At 71.6% G+C, this 19,093-nt stretch carries 18 protein-coding genes and 1 pseudogene; 4 read left to right on the top strand and 15 right to left on the bottom strand.

The window, feature by feature from the left end:
- Positions 1–521 precede the first annotated feature (521 nt).
- On the top strand, positions 522–1,685 hold the full coding sequence (locus GEV28_RS14895) for an HNH endonuclease signature motif containing protein (protein ID WP_291412655.1): 1,164 nt from the start codon (positions 522–524) through the stop codon (positions 1,683–1,685).
- A gap of 227 nt (positions 1,686–1,912) precedes the next feature.
- On the opposite strand, the gene GEV28_RS42300 is transcribed toward GEV28_RS14895, so the two are convergent.
- From GEV28_RS42300 to GEV28_RS14885, 3 genes are all read right to left on the bottom strand, one after another.
- Entirely contained in the window at positions 1,913–2,509 is a 597-nt protein-coding gene (locus GEV28_RS42300) for a transposase domain-containing protein (RefSeq protein ID WP_367115104.1), read from the bottom strand.
- A 283-nt stretch (positions 2,510–2,792) separates the two neighbouring features.
- The gene (locus tag GEV28_RS14890; RefSeq protein ID WP_291412654.1) at positions 2,793–4,640 is read right to left on the bottom strand and encodes an ABC transporter ATP-binding protein; all 1,848 of its coding nucleotides are present in this window, start codon (positions 4,638–4,640) and stop codon (positions 2,793–2,795) included.
- Positions 4,637–6,442, bottom strand: a complete 1,806-nt coding sequence (locus tag GEV28_RS14885) for an ABC transporter ATP-binding protein (protein WP_291412653.1) — start codon at positions 6,440–6,442, stop codon at positions 4,637–4,639. The genes GEV28_RS14890 and GEV28_RS14885 overlap by 4 nt, the downstream gene beginning before the upstream one ends.
- A gap of 122 nt (positions 6,443–6,564) precedes the next feature.
- Between GEV28_RS14885 and GEV28_RS14880 the strand changes: the two genes are divergently transcribed.
- Complete coding sequence (locus tag GEV28_RS14880) at positions 6,565–6,804, top strand: hypothetical protein (RefSeq protein WP_291412652.1); 240 nt, start codon at positions 6,565–6,567, stop codon at positions 6,802–6,804.
- Between the two features lie 235 nt (positions 6,805–7,039).
- Here the strand turns inward: GEV28_RS14880 and sepH are convergent, their stop codons facing one another.
- From sepH to GEV28_RS14850, 6 genes are all read right to left on the bottom strand, one after another.
- Positions 7,040–8,266: a septation protein SepH gene (gene sepH / locus GEV28_RS14875; RefSeq protein ID WP_291412651.1), complete on the bottom strand. Its 1,227-nt coding sequence runs from the start codon at positions 8,264–8,266 to the stop codon at positions 7,040–7,042.
- 130 nt (positions 8,267–8,396) lie between these two features.
- A complete protein-coding gene (locus tag GEV28_RS14870; protein ID WP_291412650.1) occupies positions 8,397–9,254 on the bottom strand; it encodes a phosphoribosylaminoimidazolesuccinocarboxamide synthase in 858 nt (285 codons plus the stop codon).
- Positions 9,255–10,409 (bottom strand): phosphoserine transaminase, encoded by a 1,155-nt coding sequence (gene serC / locus GEV28_RS14865; protein ID WP_291412649.1) that lies wholly within the window; start codon positions 10,407–10,409, stop codon positions 9,255–9,257. It lies immediately after the preceding gene.
- Positions 10,410–10,513: 104 nt separating this feature from the next.
- Complete coding sequence (locus GEV28_RS14860; protein ID WP_291412648.1) at positions 10,514–10,687, bottom strand: DUF397 domain-containing protein; 174 nt, start codon at positions 10,685–10,687, stop codon at positions 10,514–10,516.
- A gap of 20 nt (positions 10,688–10,707) precedes the next feature.
- Positions 10,708–10,881: a DUF397 domain-containing protein gene (locus GEV28_RS14855; RefSeq protein WP_291412647.1), complete on the bottom strand. Its 174-nt coding sequence runs from the start codon at positions 10,879–10,881 to the stop codon at positions 10,708–10,710.
- 1 nt (position 10,882) lies between these two features.
- Positions 10,883–11,725 (bottom strand): helix-turn-helix transcriptional regulator, encoded by an 843-nt coding sequence (locus GEV28_RS14850; RefSeq protein WP_291412657.1) that lies wholly within the window; start codon positions 11,723–11,725, stop codon positions 10,883–10,885.
- Between the two features lie 102 nt (positions 11,726–11,827).
- Here GEV28_RS14850 and GEV28_RS14845 point away from each other — a divergent pair, with 102 nt between their 5' ends.
- Both GEV28_RS14845 and GEV28_RS14840 read left to right on the top strand, forming a co-directional pair.
- Complete coding sequence (locus tag GEV28_RS14845; RefSeq protein ID WP_291412658.1) at positions 11,828–12,172, top strand: hypothetical protein; 345 nt, start codon at positions 11,828–11,830, stop codon at positions 12,170–12,172.
- Positions 12,169–12,759, top strand: a complete 591-nt coding sequence (locus GEV28_RS14840; RefSeq protein ID WP_291412646.1) for a hypothetical protein — start codon at positions 12,169–12,171, stop codon at positions 12,757–12,759. Before GEV28_RS14845 ends, GEV28_RS14840 begins: the two co-directional genes overlap by 4 nt.
- Positions 12,760–12,773: 14 nt before the next feature.
- On the opposite strand, the gene GEV28_RS14835 is transcribed toward GEV28_RS14840, so the two are convergent.
- The 6 genes and pseudogenes from GEV28_RS14835 to GEV28_RS14810 form a co-directional block, all read right to left on the bottom strand.
- Positions 12,774–14,132 carry a serine hydrolase gene (locus tag GEV28_RS14835; protein WP_291412645.1) on the bottom strand — a complete coding sequence of 453 codons (1,359 nt, stop codon included), beginning with the start codon at positions 14,130–14,132 and terminating at the stop codon, positions 12,774–12,776.
- Between the two features lie 80 nt (positions 14,133–14,212).
- Positions 14,213–14,833, bottom strand: a complete 621-nt coding sequence (locus GEV28_RS14830) for a response regulator transcription factor (RefSeq protein ID WP_291412644.1) — start codon at positions 14,831–14,833, stop codon at positions 14,213–14,215.
- Positions 14,830–16,020 carry a sensor histidine kinase gene (locus GEV28_RS14825; protein WP_291412643.1) on the bottom strand — a complete coding sequence of 397 codons (1,191 nt, stop codon included), beginning with the start codon at positions 16,018–16,020 and terminating at the stop codon, positions 14,830–14,832. The genes GEV28_RS14830 and GEV28_RS14825 overlap by 4 nt, the downstream gene beginning before the upstream one ends.
- Positions 16,017–16,841, bottom strand: a complete 825-nt coding sequence (locus tag GEV28_RS14820) for an ABC transporter permease (protein ID WP_291412642.1) — start codon at positions 16,839–16,841, stop codon at positions 16,017–16,019. The genes GEV28_RS14825 and GEV28_RS14820 overlap by 4 nt, the downstream gene beginning before the upstream one ends.
- A pseudogene (locus tag GEV28_RS14815) lies at positions 16,838–17,674 on the bottom strand (ABC transporter ATP-binding protein). The gene GEV28_RS14820 and the pseudogene GEV28_RS14815 overlap by 4 nt, the downstream one beginning before the upstream one ends.
- Positions 17,675–17,870: 196 nt before the next feature.
- On the bottom strand, positions 17,871–19,025 hold the full coding sequence (locus tag GEV28_RS14810) for a citrate synthase 2 (protein ID WP_291412641.1): 1,155 nt from the start codon (positions 19,023–19,025) through the stop codon (positions 17,871–17,873).
- Positions 19,026–19,093: the final 68 nt, after the last annotated feature.

Below are 19,093 nucleotides of genomic sequence, written 5' to 3'. Positions count from 1 at the left end.
GAACAAGGGCAGCGGCTCTACCGGGCACGGCAACCCCTACCTGGCCCGTGTTCTGGGCGAGGCCGCCGTCGGCGCCAGCCGGACCGACACCTTCCTGGGCGAGCGCTACCGACGGATCGCGCGGCGCCGGGGCACGAAGAAGGCCATCGTCGCGGTCGGCCGCTCCATCCTGGTCATCGTCTGGCACCTGCTGTCTGACCGCGACACCCGCCACCCACGACCTCGGATCCGACTTCTACGGCAACCGCCTCGGCCCCGAACGCCGCCAACACACCTACCTCCGCCAACTCGAAGCACTCGGCTACAAGGTCACCCTCGAACCCGCCGCCTGACGCGGCCTAGTCCGTCCCGGCTCCGTGTCTCCTCGCCGCTGCCACGGTGGTCCCAGCTACCCGTCCCCGACTTGATTTTCGGATTAGAGGTTGGTCCGCGTGTTCACCGTGGGTGTGCATCTGCCTCGATGGGGTGAAACCCTTGCCGCGCACCGGAAACCGTGCTGCGGGTTCGGTAGAATCGACCACATGTACGAACCACTCGACCTACCCGAAGACGCGCCGCCGGAAGCGGTGCCGGCGGCGATGGCCCGTGGGTTCGCCCGCGCGGCGTGGCGGGCCCACGGACACGAACTGGAACAACTCGCCTGCTACGCCGCCGCCAGTGGCAGTGAGTTCGACGCGGTGGAGGTCGCGGCGTTGCTGGTGCTCTCACCCCGCGCCGCGCAGGAGCGTCTGGATCTCGCGGTCACGTTGGCGACTCGGTTGCCGCGGACGTTGGCGGCGATCAAGGCGGGTCGGCTTGATCCGTATCGGGCGTCGAAGATCGCCGACGCCACCCTTCCGTTGTCTCTGGAGGACGCCGCCACGGTCGAAGGCCAGGTCCTGGACCGGGTGGAGGAGATGCCGGCTGTGAAGCTCTGTCGTGTGTTGCGGCGGATCGTGGCGCGGGTGAACGCCGATGCGCTGCAGGCGCTGCATGAGCAGCGGGTGGCGCGGCGGCGGGTGGACATGTATCCGACCGAGGACGGCTGCGCCGCGCTGACCGTCCACGGCTCGGCAGCCCGGATCCAGGTCGCGGCGAAACGGGTCGACGCGGTCGCCCATCAGCTCCGGGACGCCGGCGGTGCGGACGGCCGGACGATGGATCAACTCCGCTCGGACGTGGCGCTGGACCTGTTGGCGGGCAAGGACTTCCAGCATGCGAAGATCATCGTTCAGGTCACGCTGCCGGCCCGGGCCGCGTTGGGGGTGGACAACACCCCGGGGCATCTGGTCGGCTACGGCGACATCGCCGCCCAGCAGGCCGTGGATCTTGCTTACCAGGCGGATGCGACGTGGCGGCGGATCCTGACCGAGCCTGCGACCGGCCGGGTGTTGGATGTGGGGCGCCGCCGCTATAGCCCGCCGGCGGCGTTGCGTGACCACATCCAGGCTTCCATGCCTACTTGCACGGGGCCGGGTTGTGTCCGGCCCGCTGTGCGGTGCGATCTGGATCATCGGGAGCCGTTTCCGGTGGGGCCGACCGACGAGCACAACGTGCACCCGGCGTGTCGTCCGCATCACCGCGCCAAGTCCTTCGGCGGCTGGCGGGTGATCAAACGCGGCGAGATCCTGGAATGGGTCTCACCCTGCGGGTTCCACCACCCCGAACCCATCACCCACCCCGAACCAGCACCACCACCATTCTGATGTGGAACGGATTGTCAAGGGGACTTGACGCTGTCGAACGGGTCCCTGCGTCGGCCTTCGTCCGTCCGTAGTGGACAGACGGGACTGGTTCGTGGGGTCAAGGCGCAATGCCACTTAGCGTAAGTTGATCATGCTGCTTGCGGTGCGGCAGAGGGGGTGGCGAGCTTGATCGTGGCTGGGCCGTGGTGATGTCAGCCATTACCGCCGCGCATGATCGTTTCTGCTTGTCAGGGGGAAAGGGCGCCGGGTCGGCGAGGCGGCGGCGTACGAGGCGGACGGTGCGTTTTGAATGTCCGGGCTCGTGGACCGGAGCACCCGTCCTGGTCCGCGCAGGTCGGTTCTGCGAGGCGCACTCGCTGACGGTGACGACCCGCACCTTGGGAACGCAGATGTCCACATTGGACCCAGCAAAGCCGAACTCCGCGGCGTTCTCCTTGCTGGCCGGGGCATCCCACTCGAACCCGTCGATCGCCATCAACCGCCATGACCCCAGCATCGCCCCTCGGGTCAACTCCTCCGCCACCCGGCACCACCACCTGAGCGAACAACTCCTTGACCGGCTCGTATCCCAGCCGCTGCCGAGCCTGCGTGATCCCACCCGAGGTCGGCGCCGCCCACCGATCATCCCAACGCCCCCACCCCGACAGTGTCTCGGTCAGCCGGACCGCAACCTCCTCGTAGTCCTCCTCGACGAACAACGCCATCGCCATCGTGAAATACACCATCACATGCGGCGGAAGCCGACCGTCCGACCGCTTCGCCTGCCTGCCCGTGACAGCAACCACCTCATCGACCACATCCCGAGGAACCGACGAGGCCAACACCCCAATCGACACCCAGGCCAGAAGCCCCCATCAACACACCCACAAGATCAAATTAGACTAGGTGGCATTGCCCCAGGACCGGGCCAGGGCGTCGGCACGCAGCCCCTCCTGCCGCGCCCCGATCGCCGGCCGGCTGCTGCTGGAACCTCGCCACCCCGGACCACAACACGGGCCGTGAACCGGAGCCGGCCTCACGAACACCCGGCCGTTGCTGGTCGCGTCCTCGGGTCCGGACACCGACCCCACGTCACATGATCTTCACGGACTCGACCATCCAGGCGGGTCAAGCGAGGGACTCCAGCCAGGTGCGGTGCAGCGTGGCGAACCGGCCGCCCGCGGGCTCGTCGATCAGCTCCGCGGGGGAGCCGTCCTCGACGATGCGGCCGCCCTCGACCACGAGCACCCGGTCGGCGATCAGCACGGTCGACAGCCGGTGCGCGATGATCAGTGCGGTCCGGTCGGCGAGCACGGACACCAGCGCCCGCTGCACCGCCCGCTCGGTCGGCACGTCCAGGCTGGACGTCGCCTCGTCGAGCACCAGCACCGCCGGGTCCGCCAGGAAGGCCCGCGCGAACGCCACCATCTGCCGCTGCCCGGCCGACAGGCGCCCGCCGCGCTTGCGCACGTCGGTGTCGTAGCCGTCGGGCAGGGCGGAGATGAACTCCTGCGTGCCGACCGCCGACGCGGCGGCCTCGATCTCCGCGCGGCTCGCGGCCGGCCGGCCGAGGCCGATGTTGTCCGCGACCGACCCGGCGAACAGGAAGTTCTCCTGCGTCACCATCACCACGTTGCGCCGCAGGTCGGTGTCGGCGACGTGGCGCAGGCTCACGCCGTCCAGCGCGACCGTGCCGGCGGCCGGGTCGTAGAACCGGGCCACCAGCTTGGCGATCGTCGACTTGCCCGCCCCGGTCGCGCCGACCAGCGCCACGGTCTGCCCGGCCGGGATGGCCAGGTCGAACGCGGGCAGCACGATCGGGCCGGCGTCGGAGTAGCGGAACTCGACGCCGTCGAACGTGACCGCCCGGCCGCTCGCGGCGTCGGGCAGCGGCACCGGCTCGTCGGGGTCGACCACGACCGGCCGCTCCTCCAGCACCCCGGAGATCTTCTCCAGCGCGGCGATCGCCGCGGTGTAGGAGTTCGCGAACATCGCCAGGTCGTCGAGCGGGTCGTAGAACCGGCGAAGGTACAGCGTGAACGCGGTGAGCACACCGAGCTCCAGCCCACCGCCGACCACCCGCACCGCGCCGATCGCGAGGACGAGCGCGAGCGACAGGTTGCCGACGAGCCGCACGGTCATGGTGAACGCCGCCATGACGTTCAGTGCGTCCTTGTTCGCCGTGCGGAACCGGTCGTTGAGCTCGGCCATGATCTTCTCGTTGCGCGACTCGCGGCGGAACGCCTGCACCGCGCGCATCCCGTTCATCGACTCGACGAACTGCACGATGATCTTGGCGATCGCGCCGCGGGTGTTGCGGTAGGCGTGCCGCGAGCGCAGGTAGAACCACCGGGTCACCACGAGCAGCGGGATGAGCCCGGCGAGCACCAGCAGCGCCAGCGGCGGGTCGAGGATCAGCAGCATGACCGCGATGCCGACCACCGAGAACAGCGCGGTGAGCAGGCCGTCGAGGCCGTCCTCGAGCAGGTCGTGCAGCGAGTCGACGTCGCTGGTGAGCCGGGAGATCACCTTGCCGGACGTGTACGACTCGTGGAACGACAGCGACAGCTTCTGCGCGTGCTCGAAGATCCGCCGCCGCAGGTCCAGCAGCACGTCCTGGCCGAACCGGCCGGACACCTTGAGGAACGCGAAGCGCAGCCCCGCCGAGCCGAGCCCGGAGGCGATGTATCCGCCGACGCACCACGCCAGCACCCCGGTGCTGCCGCCGATCGCGTTCGGGATGCCCGTGTCGATCGCGACCGCGATGAGCACCGGGCCGGCGAGGGTCAGCAGGTTCTCGCCGATGACCAGCGCGAGCGCGAACAGCGCGGTGCCCAGCCGGGGCCGGACCAGCGAGCCGAGCAGCTGCCGCGAGCGGGCCTGCAGCCGGGTGCCGACGTACTGGTCGACCTCCTCGACGTCCTCGGCGGCTACGCCCCGCCACTCCTCCTCGGTCGGTGACACGGAGGCTGTCACGCGACCACCTCGTCCCTGACCTCGTCGTCCATCGTGGACAGCAGGCGGCGGTACTCCGCGTTGCCGGCCAGCAGGTCGGAATGCGTGCCGACGGCGGCGATCCGCCCGTCGACGAGCAGCGCCACCCGGTCGGCGAGCTGCACGGTGCTCGGCCGGTGGGCCACCACCAGCGAGGTCACGTCGCGCAGCACGCTGCGCAGCGCGTGCTCGACCTCCGCCTCGGTGTGCACGTCCAGCGCGGACAGCGGGTCGTCCAGCACCAGCACCGACGGCCGGCCGACGACCGCGCGGGCGAGCGCGAGCCGCTGGCGCTGCCCGCCGGACAGTGCCAGGCCCTGCTCGCCGATGCGGGTGTCGAGCCCCCACGGCAGCTTGTCGACGAACTCCTCGGCGGCGGCGACCTGCAGGGCCTGCCGCACTCGTTCGTCGCTGTCGGCCTCGGTGAGGTGCGGGGCGCCGAGCGCGACGTTCTCCCGCACGCTCGCCGAGAACAGCACCGGCTCCTCGAACGCGGTCGCGACGACCGTGCGCAGCTCGTCGAGCGCGAGGTCGCGCACGTCGACGCCGTCCACGGTGACCCGCCCGCCGGTGACGTCGGCGAGCCGGCCGACCAGCGCGGTGAGCGTGGTCTTGCCGGAGCCGGTGGCGCCGACCAGCGCGACGGTCTCGCCGGGCCGGACGTCCAGCGTGACGCCGCGCAGGACCTCCTCGGCCGAGCCGGGGTGGGCAAAGCGCACGTTCTCGAACCGGACGTGCCCGCGTGCCCGCTCCGGCAGGTTGCGCGGCATCGGCGGGTCGGTGATCGTCACCTCGGCGTCGCGCACCTCCCAGTAGCGGGTGGCGGCGGTGGCGGCCTGGTTCATCTCGGCGAGCAGCCAGCCGATCGAGTCGGTCGGCCAGCGCAGGTACGTGGCCACCGCGACCGCGCCGACCAGCGTGCCGATGGTCATCGTGCCGTTGGCGATGCCGATCGAGCCGTAGAGCAGGTGCCCGCCGATCGAGATCTCCGGCAGCATGATGATCGCCGCCCACAGCAGGCCGACGACGTGCACCTTGCGCAGCTCCAGCCGGCGCAGCTCCTTGGCCTGCCTGGCGAAGCTCGCCGCGAGGTGCGGTCCGCGGCCGAACGCCTTGAGCACGCGGATGCCCAGGACGGACTCCTCGACCGTGGTGGCGAGGTCGCCGTTCTGGTCCTGCGCGCGCCGGGCGAGGACCGCGTACTTGGACTCGTACAGCGTCGAGATCAGGATCAGCGGCGCCGCGCATGCGGTGGAGATGAGCCCGAGCATCGGGTTGAGCACGAACAGCACGACCAGGCCGAGCACCAGCGTCAGGCTGTTGACGACCAGGAAGATGAACGCGAACGCGATGAACCGGCGCAGCGTCGACAGGTCGCTCACGGCGCGGGAGAGCAGCTGGCCGGACTGCCAGCGGTCGTGGAACGCGATCGGCAGGCGTTGCAGGTGGTGGTAGAGGTCGTCCCGGAGCTGGGCCTCGACCTGCGTGCTCGGTCCGGCGATGAGCCGGCGCCGGGTGAAGAACAGCATCGCCTCGGCCGCGCCGAGCAGGCCGACCACGCCGATCAGCCAGCCGAGGTCGGTCGTGTCGCCGGTCGCCACCGGGCCGTCCAGGATTCGCTGGATCATCAGTGGGATGGTGAGGCCCGCGACCATCGAGCCGAGCACCGCGGCGCCCGAGCCGATCATCCGGCCGCGAACCGGTTTCAGGTAAGGGGAAAGCCGCCGCAGCGCGCGGATGGTCGTGCTGCGGGCAGGCTGATGTGCATCCTTGGTGTTGGTCATGATCTCCCCACGAGGTGCCATCCGACGGTATGCGATGCGGGCCGTCGGCGGCATCTGGTTTTCCGGCCTCGATGGTGCGACCTCCAGTGCGGTGGAGGTCAAGAAGGGGGGATCATTCGGGCATGACGCGACCGGAAGCCGTGCGGTTCCTCCGCACCGAGTCGACGATGGCCTACCCGGACGGCCGCCTGCTCGCCCTGCGCGAAGGCATGCTGCACGTCCTCGCCCCGGACGGCTGGACGAGGCTGCGCTCCACCCGCCCACCGGGCACGACCTGGCTGTCCCGGGAGGAGGCCGAGGACTGGTGCGAACGCGAGGGCTGGGACCTGCGCCTACTGGACAAGGTCCCCGGGCGCAAGTGACCCGACCCCCTGCGTAGGTGTGTCGTCCTGCTGCGTAGGTGTGTCGTCCTGCTGCGCAGGTGTGTCGACCTGCTGCGTAGGTGACCCGACCCGGCAGGTTGGGTCGGGCCTGGCCTGGCTGCTCGCCGCGCCCGCGGGCACGCGATCGTGGGGGGTCGGGTCTCCTACGTCGCGGGTCGGCTTGGCGACGTGGGGGGTCGGTTCACCCATGCCAGGGGACGACACGGGGCGGGGGTCAGCGGTTGGAGCGGGTGCCGAGCAGCACGTCTTCCCAGGAGGGGACCGTCGGGCGGGCCTTCTTGCCCTTGCCACGCCGCGCGGCCGGGGCCGGCTTGGCGGGCGGCTCCTCCTTCGCCGCGGCGGCCGGCGCCGGCTTGGGCTCCGGTTCCGGGGTAGGGGCGGGTGCCGGCTCGGGCTTGGGGGTCGAGGTCGGTTCCGGGGCGGGTCGGGCCGTGGCGGGCTGGCGAGGCGGTGCCGCGGCGGGCGGACGGGGGTCGGCAGGCGGGTCGGTACGAGGAGTGGCAGCGGCGGGCCGGCGAGGCGGGGCCGCCGAACGCGTGGGCTCTGGTGAGGGGACCGGGGCGGGCGGCGGCTCTGCTGGCGAGGCGAGGCCGACCGGGGTCTCCGGCTCGTCGGTGAGCTCGAAGTCCTGCACGAACTCCTGCTCGGTGCGCTGCTCGGCCTCCGCGGCCGGCCGGCGGGGCGCCTCGCCGACCGCCTGGCGGCGCTCGACGGGCTGGTGCTGCTCGACCGGCTCCTCCATCGGCTCGTCGGCAGGCGGCGCGACGGGCTGCACGACCCGCTCGACGGCGGGGGTGGGCCGCTCGACCTGCAAGGCCTGCGCGGCCAGCTCGGTGACCGGCCGCACGGTGCGCAGCTGACGGTTGCGGTTGGGGTCGAGCAGGTCGATGGAGTGGTCGTCGAGCGGGGTGACGGTGCCACCGTGCGCGCCGGGGTGGAACGACCAGTGCGCGCGGTTGTGCGAGCGCCCGGCGGTCCAGGTGAGCTGGACGACCCACTTGCCGTCCTCGCCCTTCCACGAGTCCCAGGTGGCCGCCGAGTAGTCCTGGCCGCGCGCGGTGAACGCCTGCGCGACGACCTCGCCCAGCTCCTGCAGGTCCGGCCCGTCCTCTCGGACGGGGTGCGCGCGCTGGGCGAGCTCCGCTGTGCGGGATCGCTCCAGCAGCACGGGGTAGGCGAACCGCTCCACGCGGTTCGCTGGTACGCCGGCCGCGGCCGCGACCTGCTCTACGGACTCTCCCGCACGAATGCGGGACTGGATCTCACGAGGACGCATCTGGCTCTCCAGCTCGATTGCGATCTGGCCGAGTCGGGTGATGTCGCCTCTGGCCGCTGCACGCAACCGCTCGTCCGCGGGAATCTGGAAACGCTCGCCGCGGTCCGACTCGCAGATGACGATCTTGCCGTCCTCCCCGAGTCCGACGACCCGCAGCGCACGCATCGCGGCCTCCTCTGGACCTGAAACAGACCTCACCTCGCCAGCTGCTCACGGTAGATCGGCGGGTCGCCTTGACGTGCGAGGCGCGCCGAGTACCGTGCCGCCGATCCATTTGGATCATGCCCGCTGGCGGTCACCGGCGCCAGACCGTGCCGGTGATCTTCTCGTAAGCGTCGACATACCGCGCCTGGGTCGCGGCGACGACCTCCGCCGGCAGCTCCGGTGCCGGCGGCTTCTTGTCCCAGCCGGTGCCGGCCGCCCAGTCCCGCACGAACTGCTTGTCGTACGCGTGCTGCGGCCGTCCCGGCGCCCAGTCGTCGGCCGGCCAGAACCGGGACGAGTCGGGGGTCAGCACCTCGTCGGCCAGGGTGAGCGTGTCCGCTGCCCGTGCCCCTGTCCCGGCGCCCGCGAACCCGAACTCCAGCTTCGTGTCCGCCACGATGATCCCGTTGCGCGCGGCCCGCTCGGCGCCGCGCCCGTAGACCGCCAGCGTGAGCGCCCGGAGCCGCTCGGCCGTCTCGACCCCGACCGCCGCGGCCACCTGCGCGAAGGTGGCCGGCGCGTCGTGGCCGCCGTCGGACACCTTGGTGGTGGGGGTGAAGATCGGCGCCGGCAGCCGGCTGCCCTCGACCAGCCCCGGCGGCAGCTCGACCCCCGAGATCGCGCCGGTCTCCTGGTACTCACGCAGGCCGGAGCCCGCGAGGTAGCCGCGCGCGATGCACTCGAACGGGACCATCTCCAGGCGCCGGCACCGGATGCCCCGGCCGGCGAACTCGGCGGGCACGTCGGTGGCCGAGACCAGGTGGTTGGGCACGATGTCGGCGAGCCGGCCGAACCACCACACGGACAGCTGCGTGAGCAGCGCGCCCTTGTCCGGGATCGGGGTCGGCAGCACGACGTCGTACACCGACACCCGGTCCGAGGCCACCAGCAGCAGGTCCGCGCCGTCCTCGTAGATCTCGCGGACCTTGCCGCTGTAGACGTGCTGCATCTAGACGCGCTCCGCCAGCCAGTCGACGCACCGGGTGAGCGCGGTGACGTCGTCCGGCTCGACGGCCGGGAACATCGCCACCCGCAGCTGGTTGCGGCCGAGCTTGCGGTAGGGCTCGACGTCGACGATCCCGTTGGCGCGCAACGCCTTCGCGATTGCGGCGGCGTCCGTGCCGTCGGCGATGTCGATCGTGCCGACGACCTGGCTGCGGCTGGCCGGGTCCTGGACGAACGGCGTGGCGAACTCGCTGCGCTCGGCCCACTCGTACAGCCGGCTCGAGGAGTCCTTGGTGCGCGCGGTGGTCCAGGCGAGGCCGCCGTTGCCGAGCATCCAGTCGATCTGCTCGGCCAGCAGGAACAGCGTCGCCACGGCGGGCGTGTTGTACGTCTGGTCCTTGAGCGAGTTGTCGAGCGCGGTGGTGAGCGACAGGAACTCGGGCACCCACCGGCCGCTGGCGCCGATCTCGGCGACCCGCTCCAGCGCGACGGGGCTCATGAGGGCCAGCCACAGGCCGCCGTCGGACGCGAACGACTTCTGCGGGGCGAAGTAGTAGACGTCGAAGTCCTCGGCATCGACCGGCAGGCCGGCCGCACCGGAGGTGGCGTCGATGGCGATGAGGGCCGGGTCGGAGCCCTGCGGCCGCCGGACCGGGACGGCCACACCGGTGGAGGTCTCGTTGTGCGCCCAGCCGACGAGGTCCGTGCCCTCGGCGTAGGTGATCTCCGGGGCCGTGCCCGGCTCGGCCGTGACGACCACCGGGTCGGCGAGGAACGGCGCGTCCTTGGTGACCTTGGCGAACTTCGAGGAGAACTCGCCGTAGGTGAAGTGCTGCGCGCGCTCGCGGACCAGCCCGAAGGCGGCGGCGTCCCAGAAGGCGGTGGTGCCGCCGTTGCCCAGGAGCACCTCGTAGCCGTCCGGGAGGCCGAACAGGTCGCGCAGCCCGGAGCGGACGCGGCCGACCAGGGACCTCACCGGCTTCTGCCGGTGCGAGGTGCCCATCAGCGCGGATCCCTCGGAGACCAGCCGGGCGAGCTGCTCAGGGCGGACCTTGGAAGGACCGGACCCGAACCGTCCGTCGGACGGCTTGAGGTCGGCGGGCAGCACCAGGGTGGTCGGATCGGTCGGTATGGTCGTTTCCGTCGGTGACTGCGTCATGTGGCGGCGCCTCTCGGCAGTACGGGTTGCGGTAGGCCGGCGCCGTTGCCGGGACCCCAGTCTCTCGCATCCGCCTGCGCCGCTGGTCAGCCCCCCTCGCGCGGCTACGCCGAGGTCCGGGCGGCCCGGATCAGCGCGGCGACGTCCACGCCGTCGAGCAGGGGGCCGGTGGGGTTCTTGCTGTCGCGAAGGTGACGCAGCGTGTGCCCGATCTCGACGCACTCGGACTGCCCACCGGAACGGGTGGACTTCCTGAATCGCAACGGTTCCTGGTGCACGGTCAGCTCCCTCGCGCGGGCTACGCCGAGGTCCGGGCGGCCCGGATCAGCGCGGCGACGTCCACGCCGTCGAGCAGGGGGCCGGTGGGGTTCTTGCTGTCGCGAAGGTGACGCAGCGTGTGCCCGATCTCGACGCACTCGGACTGGCCGGCGGACCGGCCGGACTTCTTGAACCGCAATGGTTCCTGATGCATGTCAGCTCCCGAGGATGGTCTGTTCGATCAGCTCCTCGAGCCTATCCCGCGTTGCCCGCTCTGACAGAGCCTGATCCCGCAGTTCCTTGCGAGCGGCGGAATAGGGCTCGGTCTCCTCGTCGAACAGGAACGTGGTGGAGCCCAAGTGCTCCAGAACGACGACCGATCCGGCCTTCTCGTAGTCCATCAGGTGCCAGCTGGCGAAGGTGTGTGGCGTCGGTGTGTCGACCAGGCGCACCGTGAGACCGTCGCGCCTCGACATCGTGACCAGATGCCGAAGCTGCTTGGCGAACACGGTCGGTCCGCCGATTGGGTTGGTCACCGCATGTGATCCGATGAGAGCGAGGAAGTCCAGGCCGCGCCGGTCCAGCAGCTCTTGCCGCTGGAGTCTGGCGCCGATGCGGGAGTTCACATCCTTCTCGGAGACGCCGGTACCTCTCATGGCGATGGCGGAGTAGTCCGGAATTTGCAGCAGACCAGGAATGATGCCGGGGGCCCAGTTCGTCAGCCTGGCGGCTTCGTGTTCGTAGGAGGCCAGGGCGCCCAGGTCGGGCCCGACGCCGGCCGGCGGGCGGTCCCACCAGCCGAGCGCGACCGGCTTGCTGGCCCAGGCGACCAGCTCGTCGCGGCGGGTGGCCGGCAGCTCGTAGACCACCGCGAGGCCCATGACGGCCTCCGGGGAGATGTGCCGTTGGCCGCGCTCGAGGCGGGACAGCGTGGAGACGTTCCACTGGATCGCCGCGGCGACCTCGTGGAGGCTCTTGCCGCACGCCTCGCGGATCGCACGCAGCTCCGCGCCCAGCGACCGGTCCCGTGGTGAGCCCGGTCGGTGCCTGCCGCCCATTCCTGTCCGCCTTTCTGTCACTGCGGTCAACGCCTTACGTTCCGTGAAGAACCGCGGACACAGCGTCGCACGAGTGAAGAAGAAGGGCAGCGTGACAGCCGGATGGACCACGACGAGTCGGTGCTCATGGCCAGCCTGGCCAGTGCCAACACCCGCATCGCGCGGTACATCCTGGGCACTCTCGACCGCGACGCCGCGCGGCCGCACCCACCCGACGACGGCGCCGCGCTCGGGCACGACCTGGTCGAGCTCGGCAATGCCGTGCGGCGGCACGCGCGGCTGCGCTCCGTCACCTGGGGACACGCCGACCGCGAGCCGCACCGCCGGCATGTTCGCGCGAGCGACGGTACGGCGGTCTGCGGCGCGTTGCTGGTCGAGGACCTGTCACCGGACATGGCCGCCGCGTCATGCTCGGCATGCCGCACGCTCCTGGCGCGGCAGTCATGACGGTGCCGTACATCACGACGTGGAGCACGGAACGGCCACTGCCCGCCCAGGTGGTCGAACACCCGCGGTTCGGCATCGCCTACGCCGACGAGACCATGGGCGACCGGGATGGCAACGGCGTCCTGTGGCCGCGGATGCCCTCCCGCCCCGGCCACGGGCGGCCGGAGTTCGGCAAGGTCCACCCGCTGCGGCAGCGCCGAGCCATGCGCCGGCTCCTGTGCCAGGTCTGCGCGGGCCCGGCCGACCGCACCGGCCGCGGGGTCCTGTGGATGCTCCGGGACTTTCGCGAGGACTGGCCCGGTTGGCCGGAACGCATGGCCGCCATCGAGCCGCCGGTCTGCCTGCCCTGCGCCGGCACCTCGATCCGGGCGTGCCCGGCCCTGCGGAAGGGCTACGTCACGGTTCGGGTGCGCCACTCCACCGTCAGCGGGGTCTACGGCGTCCGCTACCTGCCGGGTGCACTGGCACCGGTCGAGGACGCGACCCTGACCTTCGACGACCCCGCTGTCCGCTGGGTCCGCGCCGCGCAGCTGGTACGCGAACTGCACGGCTGCACCGTCGTCGACATCGCGCCGGACCTGGGCTGAGCCGGCCGGGTGCGTCAGCCGGTGGTCGGCCAGTGGCCTCGGTCCAGGCCGCCCGGGATCGGGGCCTCCGGGTCGTACGGGGTGCGGGTGAACACGAACGTCGCCAGGTCGAGGTGGCTCGAGGACCCGTCCGCGTGGCGGTGCAGGCGCAGCGTCTCGCCGGCGTAGTAGCCGTCCAGGCCCACCCACGCGCCCTCGGCGACCGGCCGGAAGCGGGAGCCGCGGCCGGAGCCGGCCGCCGGCCGCAGGTCCAGCCACTCGCCGGGCAGCAACCGCAGGACGAACGGCATCGGGCCCCAGAACCACTCGCCGGTCAGCGCCAGCAGGTCGGGGGAGACGGCCGGCAGCGGTGCCCACTCGGCGGGCAGCGCCGGCTCGTACTCGTCCACCAGCTTGATCATGTCGAAGCTCAGCGCCGACACCCCGACCCCGGCCGTGCTGTTGGCCAGCGTCAGCGCACCGGTGGTCGTGGCCGGGTCGACCACCACGCTCGCCAGGAAGCCGGGCATCGAGCCGCCGTGGCCCGCGTACTGGCGGCCGCCGTCGCGGAACGTCTGCAGGCCGAGGCCGTAGCCGGAGGTCCACGCGGCCCCGTCCTCGACGGCCGCCGGCGCGCGCATCTCCGCCACCGTGTCCGGGTGCAGCACGCCACCGGTGTCCCCGGCGAGGAAGCGCACCCACCTCGCCAGGTCGGTCACCGTCGACCACAGCTGGCCGGCCGGCGCCATCGCCCCGGCGTCGGGCGTCGGCTCGGGCATCAACACGTCCGCGTACGGGTGCACCGCCCAACCCAGGGCGTGCGGCGCGACCGGTGCGGGCGAGGTGCGGGTCATCTCCAGCGGTGCCAGTACCTCGTCGGCGAGCACGGACGTCCACGGGGCGCCGCGCAGCTCCGCCACCAGCTGCCCCAGCACGCCGTAGCCCACGTTCGAGTAGTGGAACCGTTCGCCGGCCCGGTGCCGCGCGGGCTCGCGGGACATGCTCTCCACCAGCGCCGGCCAGTCGGCGCCGACCGCGCGCTCCCACCACGCCCCCGGCGACTCCGACGTCAGGCCCGCGGTGTGCGAGAGCAGCTGCGCCACCGTCAGGTGCCCGAACGACGTCCCGCTGACGTGCTTGTCCAGCGGGTCGTTGAGGTCCAGCAGACCCTCGTCGCGCAGCCGCATCACCAGCACGGCCACGAACGACTTGGTGATCGACCCGATCCGGTACTGGGTGTCCGGCGTCGGCGCGGAACCGTCGACCGAGCCGCGCGCGCCGGTCCACAGCGGCTCCTGGCCGCGGACGACGGCCGCGACCAGCGACGGCGCGCGGCGTTCCGCCTGCTCGACGGCGACGCGGCGGAGTAACGCGAGCTCGGTGGTAGGCAGCATGGCCGCATTCTGTCTGATGGGTCGCCCACTCCGGATTGGTCGTCGGTCATTACCAATTACCGCTGCTAACGATCCGCTGGTCAGGGCAGCAGGCCCTGCGCCATCGCGGTGGTCACCGCCGCCGTCCGGTCCGACACGCCCAGCTTGCCGAACGACCGCAGCAGGTGCGTCTTCACCGTCGCCTCGGTGATGTGCAGCGACCGCCCGATCTCCGCGTTGGTCAGACCCTTCGCCACGAGTGCCAGTACCTCCACCTCCCGCGCGGACAGCGTCTGCTGCGCCGGCCGGCGGACCTGGTTGACGAGCTTGCCGGCCACCGACGGCGCGAGCACGGTCTCACCCCGCGCCGCCGCCCGGATCGCTCCGGCGAGGTCGGCCCGGGACGCGTCCTTCAACAGGTACCCCGACGCGCCGGCCTCAACCGCGCGCAGGATGTCAGCGTCCGTCTCGTACGTCGTGAGCACCACCACCCGCGCCCGCGACGACTCCGCCAGGATCCGTTCGGTCGCGCCCACCCCGTCGAGCCCACGCATCCGCAGGTCCATCAGGATCACGTCCGCCTCGACCACCCTGGCCTGCGCGACGGCCTCCTCCCCGGAACCCGCCTCGCCGACCACGGTCAGGTCCGGCTCGGCCTCCAGCATCCCGCGCAGCCCTTCCCGGACCACCGGATGGTCGTCCACCAACATGATCCGGATCAACGCGGCACCTCCAGCTCCACCGTCGTACCTGACACTCCACTGTGGACGGACAGGGAGCCGCCGATCTGGCCGGCCCTGGACCGCATGCCGCGCAAGCCGTACCCCTCGAACGCGCGCGACGGGTCGAACCCGGAACCGTCGTCGGTCACCCGCAGGTTGGCCGCGGTTCCGTTGACCCGCAAGCAGATCGTCACCATCGAGGCGCCCGCGTGCTTGCGCACGTTGGTCAGCGACTCCTGCACCGTGCGCAGCAGCACCACCTCGGTCGCCGTGGGCAGCGCGACACTCTCGCCCTCCACCCGGTAGGTCGCCTTCACCGGCGTCTCCTCGGCCAGCCGCTCGACCTGGCGCCGGATCGCGTCGTCCAGCGACCCGGTGCCCATCGCCGAGGGCATCAGCCCGGCCACCAGCGCCCGGGCCTCGCCGAGGTTCTCCCGCGCGGTGCGGGCGGCGAGCTCCAGGTGCCGCCGCGCCTTCGCCGGGTCACCGTCCAGTTCGGACTCCGCGGCCTGCACGAGCGTCACCAGGCTGGTGAACCCCTGGGCGAGCGTGTCGTGGATCTCCGCGGCGAGCCGCGCGCGCTCGGCCGACACCCCGGCCTCGCGGGAGAGCCGCTCGACCTCCTCCCGGCTCTGCTCGAGCTCCTTGATCAGCTCCGCGCGTTCCTCGCTCTGCGCTATGACGCGGTTGATCCAGGTGCCGAAGAACACCGCGAACGCGATGGTCAGCAGCGTCGTGGGGCCGACCTTGGGGACCACCTCGCCGATGCCGTCGTCGATCACCACGGTGAGCGCCGGCAGCAGGTTGATCGGGATGATCACCGCGATGGCCTCCCCGAGCCGCAGGCTCATGAAGACCATCGGGCACACCGCGAACAGCGCGAACGCCGCGGAGGACTCGACCAGCACGGCCACCGTCAGCAGCACGGCCAGACCGGCGGCGAAGATCCGCCCGCGGGCCGGCCCGATCGCCCGGTCGAGCAGGATGGCCCGGCGGCCGAAGGTGACGTACCAGACCGCGATCAGCGAGAGGCACGCCACGGTGACCGCCTTCGCGGCCGGCGCCGGCTCGTCGGAGTTGAGCAGCAGGGCGACCAGCGCGACGTAGCCGAGGGCGAAGTAGCCGTCCCACAACCGGAACCACCGCAGCCCGGCGTCGAAGGCCGACGCCGGGCTCGGGCGGCTCACCCCTCGCGGCGGTTGGTCCACCGGAACGTCAGCAGGCACAGCACTACTCCGATCACGCACCAGGCGCCGAGGACCAGCGCGGTCGTCCCGTGCTCCCATGATCCTGCCGCCTCCCTGGCCATCATGCTGTCCGGTAGGAACACCGAGCGGAAGCCCTGGGCGACCCACTTGATCGGGAAGAACGAGCTGACGTTGATCATCCAGTCCGGCACGCTGCTGATCGGGATGTACACGCCGGACAGGAACTGCAGCGCCACGTAGGGCAGGTTGGTGATCGCCGCCGCGCTCTGCGCGTTCTTCGCGAGCGAGCTGATCGTGATGCCCAGCAGCGAGCAGGAGATCGTGCCGAGCACGAACACCCAGGCGAAGGTGAACCAGCGGCCCGCGTCCGAGGGCAGCTCCACATCGAACAGCAGCATGCCGACCGCGACCAGCACGATCACCTCGGCGATGCTCGCCACCGCGACCAGGATGACCTTGCCGAAGAAGTAGGCCGTCGGCGGGATCGGCGCGCCGCGCAGGCGTTTGAGCGTGCCGTTCTCCCGGTCGTCCGCGACGCCGATGCCCAGGTTGAGGAACGACGTCGCGACGATGCCGGCGCCGGCCATGCTGGCGGCGAACACCTGGCCGGCGGTGACCCCGGAGCCCTGGTAGTTGTCGTCGAAGATCGAGCCGAGCAGGATCAGGATCAGCGCGGGGAAGGTGAAGGTGAAGACCACCTGCTCCTTCTGCCGGAAGAACTGCTTGAGTTCGAGGCCACCGCGGGCGAGGCTCACGCGCAGCACGCTCGGCAGGGCGGTCCGCTCCAGGGTGGCGGTCATCGGGTGCCTCCGATCAGCTCGAGGTAGGTGTCCTCCAGGCTCGGCCGGGTGACGGTCAGCTCGGTGAGCTCGCGCCCTCCCGCGGAGAGCTCGTTGACCAGCGCGGTCGGGGTGTCGGTGAGCATCGAGCGCGGGCCGTGGTGGTCGACCCAGCTCACCGTGGCCTTCGCGGTGGACCGGCCGCCGAGCGTGGCGGGCGTGCCCCTGGCGACGATCTTGCCGCCGGCGATCACCGCGACCTCGTCGGCGAGCGCCTCGGCCTCGTCGAGGTAGTGGGTGGTCAGCAGGATCGTGGTGCCGTCGGCGGCGAGGATCCGGATGAGGTCCCAGAACTAGCGGCGCGCCTCAGGGTCGAAGCCGGTGGTCGGCTCGTCGAGGAACACCAGCTCGGGCCGGCCGATGATGCCGAGCGCGACGTCGAGGCGCCGGCGCTGGCCGCCGGAGAGTGCCTTGACCCGCGAGCCCGCCTTCTCGGTGAGGCCGACCTGCTCGATCACGGCCTCCGGCTCGGCCGGGTCGGGGTAGTAGCCGGCGTAGTGCCGCACGCTCTCTGCGACGGTCAGCTCGGCGGCGTCGTTGGCGGTCTGCAGCACGATCCCGATGCGGGCGCGCCAGGCGCGGCCCGCGGTGGCCGGGTCGGTCCCCAGGACGGACACCTCACCCGCGGTGCGGCTGCGGTGTCCCTCGAGAATCTCGACGGTGGTGGTCTTGCCGGCCCCGTTCGGACCGAGCAGCGCGAAAACCTGCCCGGGAGGGATGTCCATGTCGACCCCGTCCACCGCGAGGAAGTTGCCGTAGGACTTGCGAAGTCCTCGAACCTGTATGGCGGTCATGGGGAGATCGTGTCGCGCGGAGCCCCTGCCCAGGGACGCCCATGCGACTGAACCCCGGTGTCAACCGTTCGACGGACACCCCGTCCCCCGCGGCTGACCCCCAACCCCCCAGAACCCGCGAGTCCAACGCCCAGAACCCGCGAGTCCAACGTTCGGGACCGGCGAGTCCAACGCTCGGGACCCGCGAGTCCAACGCTCAGGCGTGGTTGACGGTCTCCCAGCCCTCGATCTCGTCCACACCGCGCGGACCAGGACCGACGTAGTGGGCGGACGGGCGCACCAGGCGGCCGGTTCGCTTCTGCTCCATGATGTGCGCGCACCAGCCGGCCGTCCGGGCACAGGTGAACATCGCCGGCATCATGTGCGGCGGCACCTTCGCGAAGTCGAGGATGACCGCCGCCCAGAACTCGACGTTCGTCTCGATCGCGCGGTCCGGCCTGCGCTCGCGCAGCTCGGTGAGCGCGGCCTGCTCCAGCTCGGCGGCCGCCTCGTAACGGACCGCGCCGAGCTCCTGGCAGGTGCGCCGGAGTACTCGGGCGCGCGGGTCCTCGGCCCGGTACACCCGGTGGCCGAAGCCCATCAGCCGGTCACCGCGGTCCAGGATGGACGCGACGACCTTGCGCGCGTCGCCGACGTTCTCGACCTCCTCGATCATCGGCAGCACCCGCGCCGGCGCGCCGCCGTGCAGCGGGCCGGACATCGCGCCGATCGCGCCGGACATCGCCGCCGCCACGTCCGCGCCGGTGGAGGCGATCACCCGGGCGGTGAACGTCGACGCGTTCAGCCCGTGCTCGGCCGCGGACACCCAGTACGCGTCCACGGCACGCACCTGCGCCGGGTCGGGCTCGCCACGCCAGCGGGTCATGAACCGCTCGGTGATCGTGTCGCACTCGTCGATGCGCGCCTGCGGCACCGCGGGCCGGCCGATGCCCCGCGCGGACTGGGCCACATAGGACAGCGCCATCACCGACGCGCGGGCGAGATGCTCGCGGGCCTCGGCGTCGCTGACGTCCAGGAGCGGCTTGTAGTCCCAGATCGGGGCGAGCATCGCGAGCGCGGCCTGCACGTCGACCCGGACGTCGCCGGTGTGCACCGGGATCGGGAACGGCTCGGCGGGCGGCAGTCCCTTGCCGAAGCGGCCGTCGACGAGCAGGGCCCACACGTCGCCGAAGGTGACCTTGCCGACGAGGTCCTCGATGTTCACCCCGCGGTAACGCAGCGCGCCGCCGTCGCGGTCCGGTTCGGCGATCTCGGTGCGGAACGCGACCACGCCTTCCAGGCCAGGGCGGTAACCGTCGTCCGGCTCCGCAGCCGCTGGAGTCGTCTCGACCTGCCGCACCGCGCTGTGCATCGTTTCAGCCTCTCCGCCGCCCCCGAACAGACGCGCGCGGTGATCGACTTTCGGTGCTCCCGGAACCC

The organism is Actinophytocola sp., assembly GCF_009379765.1.
In the GTDB taxonomy this organism is placed as follows: Bacteria; Actinomycetota; Actinomycetes; order Mycobacteriales; family Pseudonocardiaceae; genus Actinophytocola.
The sequence above is the reverse complement of the archived record's forward strand: the minus strand, read 5'-3'. Positions and strand labels throughout refer to the sequence as shown.

Bases quoted from the DNA above. Each gene is read 5' to 3' on its own strand.
- GEV28_RS14895 (WP_291412655.1), top strand. From the start codon at position 522: ATGTACGAACCACTCGACCTACCCGAAGACGCGCCGCCGGAAGCGGTG.
- GEV28_RS14885 (WP_291412653.1), bottom strand. From the start codon at position 6,442: ATGACCAACACCAAGGATGCACATCAGCCTGCCCGCAGCACGACCATC.
- GEV28_RS14880 (WP_291412652.1), top strand. From the start codon at position 6,565: ATGACGCGACCGGAAGCCGTGCGGTTCCTCCGCACCGAGTCGACGATG.
- sepH (WP_291412651.1), bottom strand. From the start codon at position 8,266: ATGCGTGCGCTGCGGGTCGTCGGACTCGGGGAGGACGGCAAGATCGTC.
- GEV28_RS14870 (WP_291412650.1), bottom strand. From the start codon at position 9,254: ATGCAGCACGTCTACAGCGGCAAGGTCCGCGAGATCTACGAGGACGGC.
- serC (WP_291412649.1), bottom strand. From the start codon at position 10,409: ATGACGCAGTCACCGACGGAAACGACCATACCGACCGATCCGACCACC.
- GEV28_RS14855 (WP_291412647.1), bottom strand. From the start codon at position 10,881: ATGCATCAGGAACCATTGCGGTTCAAGAAGTCCGGCCGGTCCGCCGGC.
- GEV28_RS14850 (WP_291412657.1), bottom strand. From the start codon at position 11,725: ATGGGCGGCAGGCACCGACCGGGCTCACCACGGGACCGGTCGCTGGGC.
- GEV28_RS14845 (WP_291412658.1), top strand. From the start codon at position 11,828: ATGGACCACGACGAGTCGGTGCTCATGGCCAGCCTGGCCAGTGCCAAC.
- GEV28_RS14840 (WP_291412646.1), top strand. From the start codon at position 12,169: ATGACGGTGCCGTACATCACGACGTGGAGCACGGAACGGCCACTGCCC.
- GEV28_RS14835 (WP_291412645.1), bottom strand. From the start codon at position 14,132: ATGCTGCCTACCACCGAGCTCGCGTTACTCCGCCGCGTCGCCGTCGAG.
- GEV28_RS14820 (WP_291412642.1), bottom strand. From the start codon at position 16,841: ATGACCGCCACCCTGGAGCGGACCGCCCTGCCGAGCGTGCTGCGCGTG.
- GEV28_RS14810 (WP_291412641.1), bottom strand. From the start codon at position 19,025: ATGCACAGCGCGGTGCGGCAGGTCGAGACGACTCCAGCGGCTGCGGAG.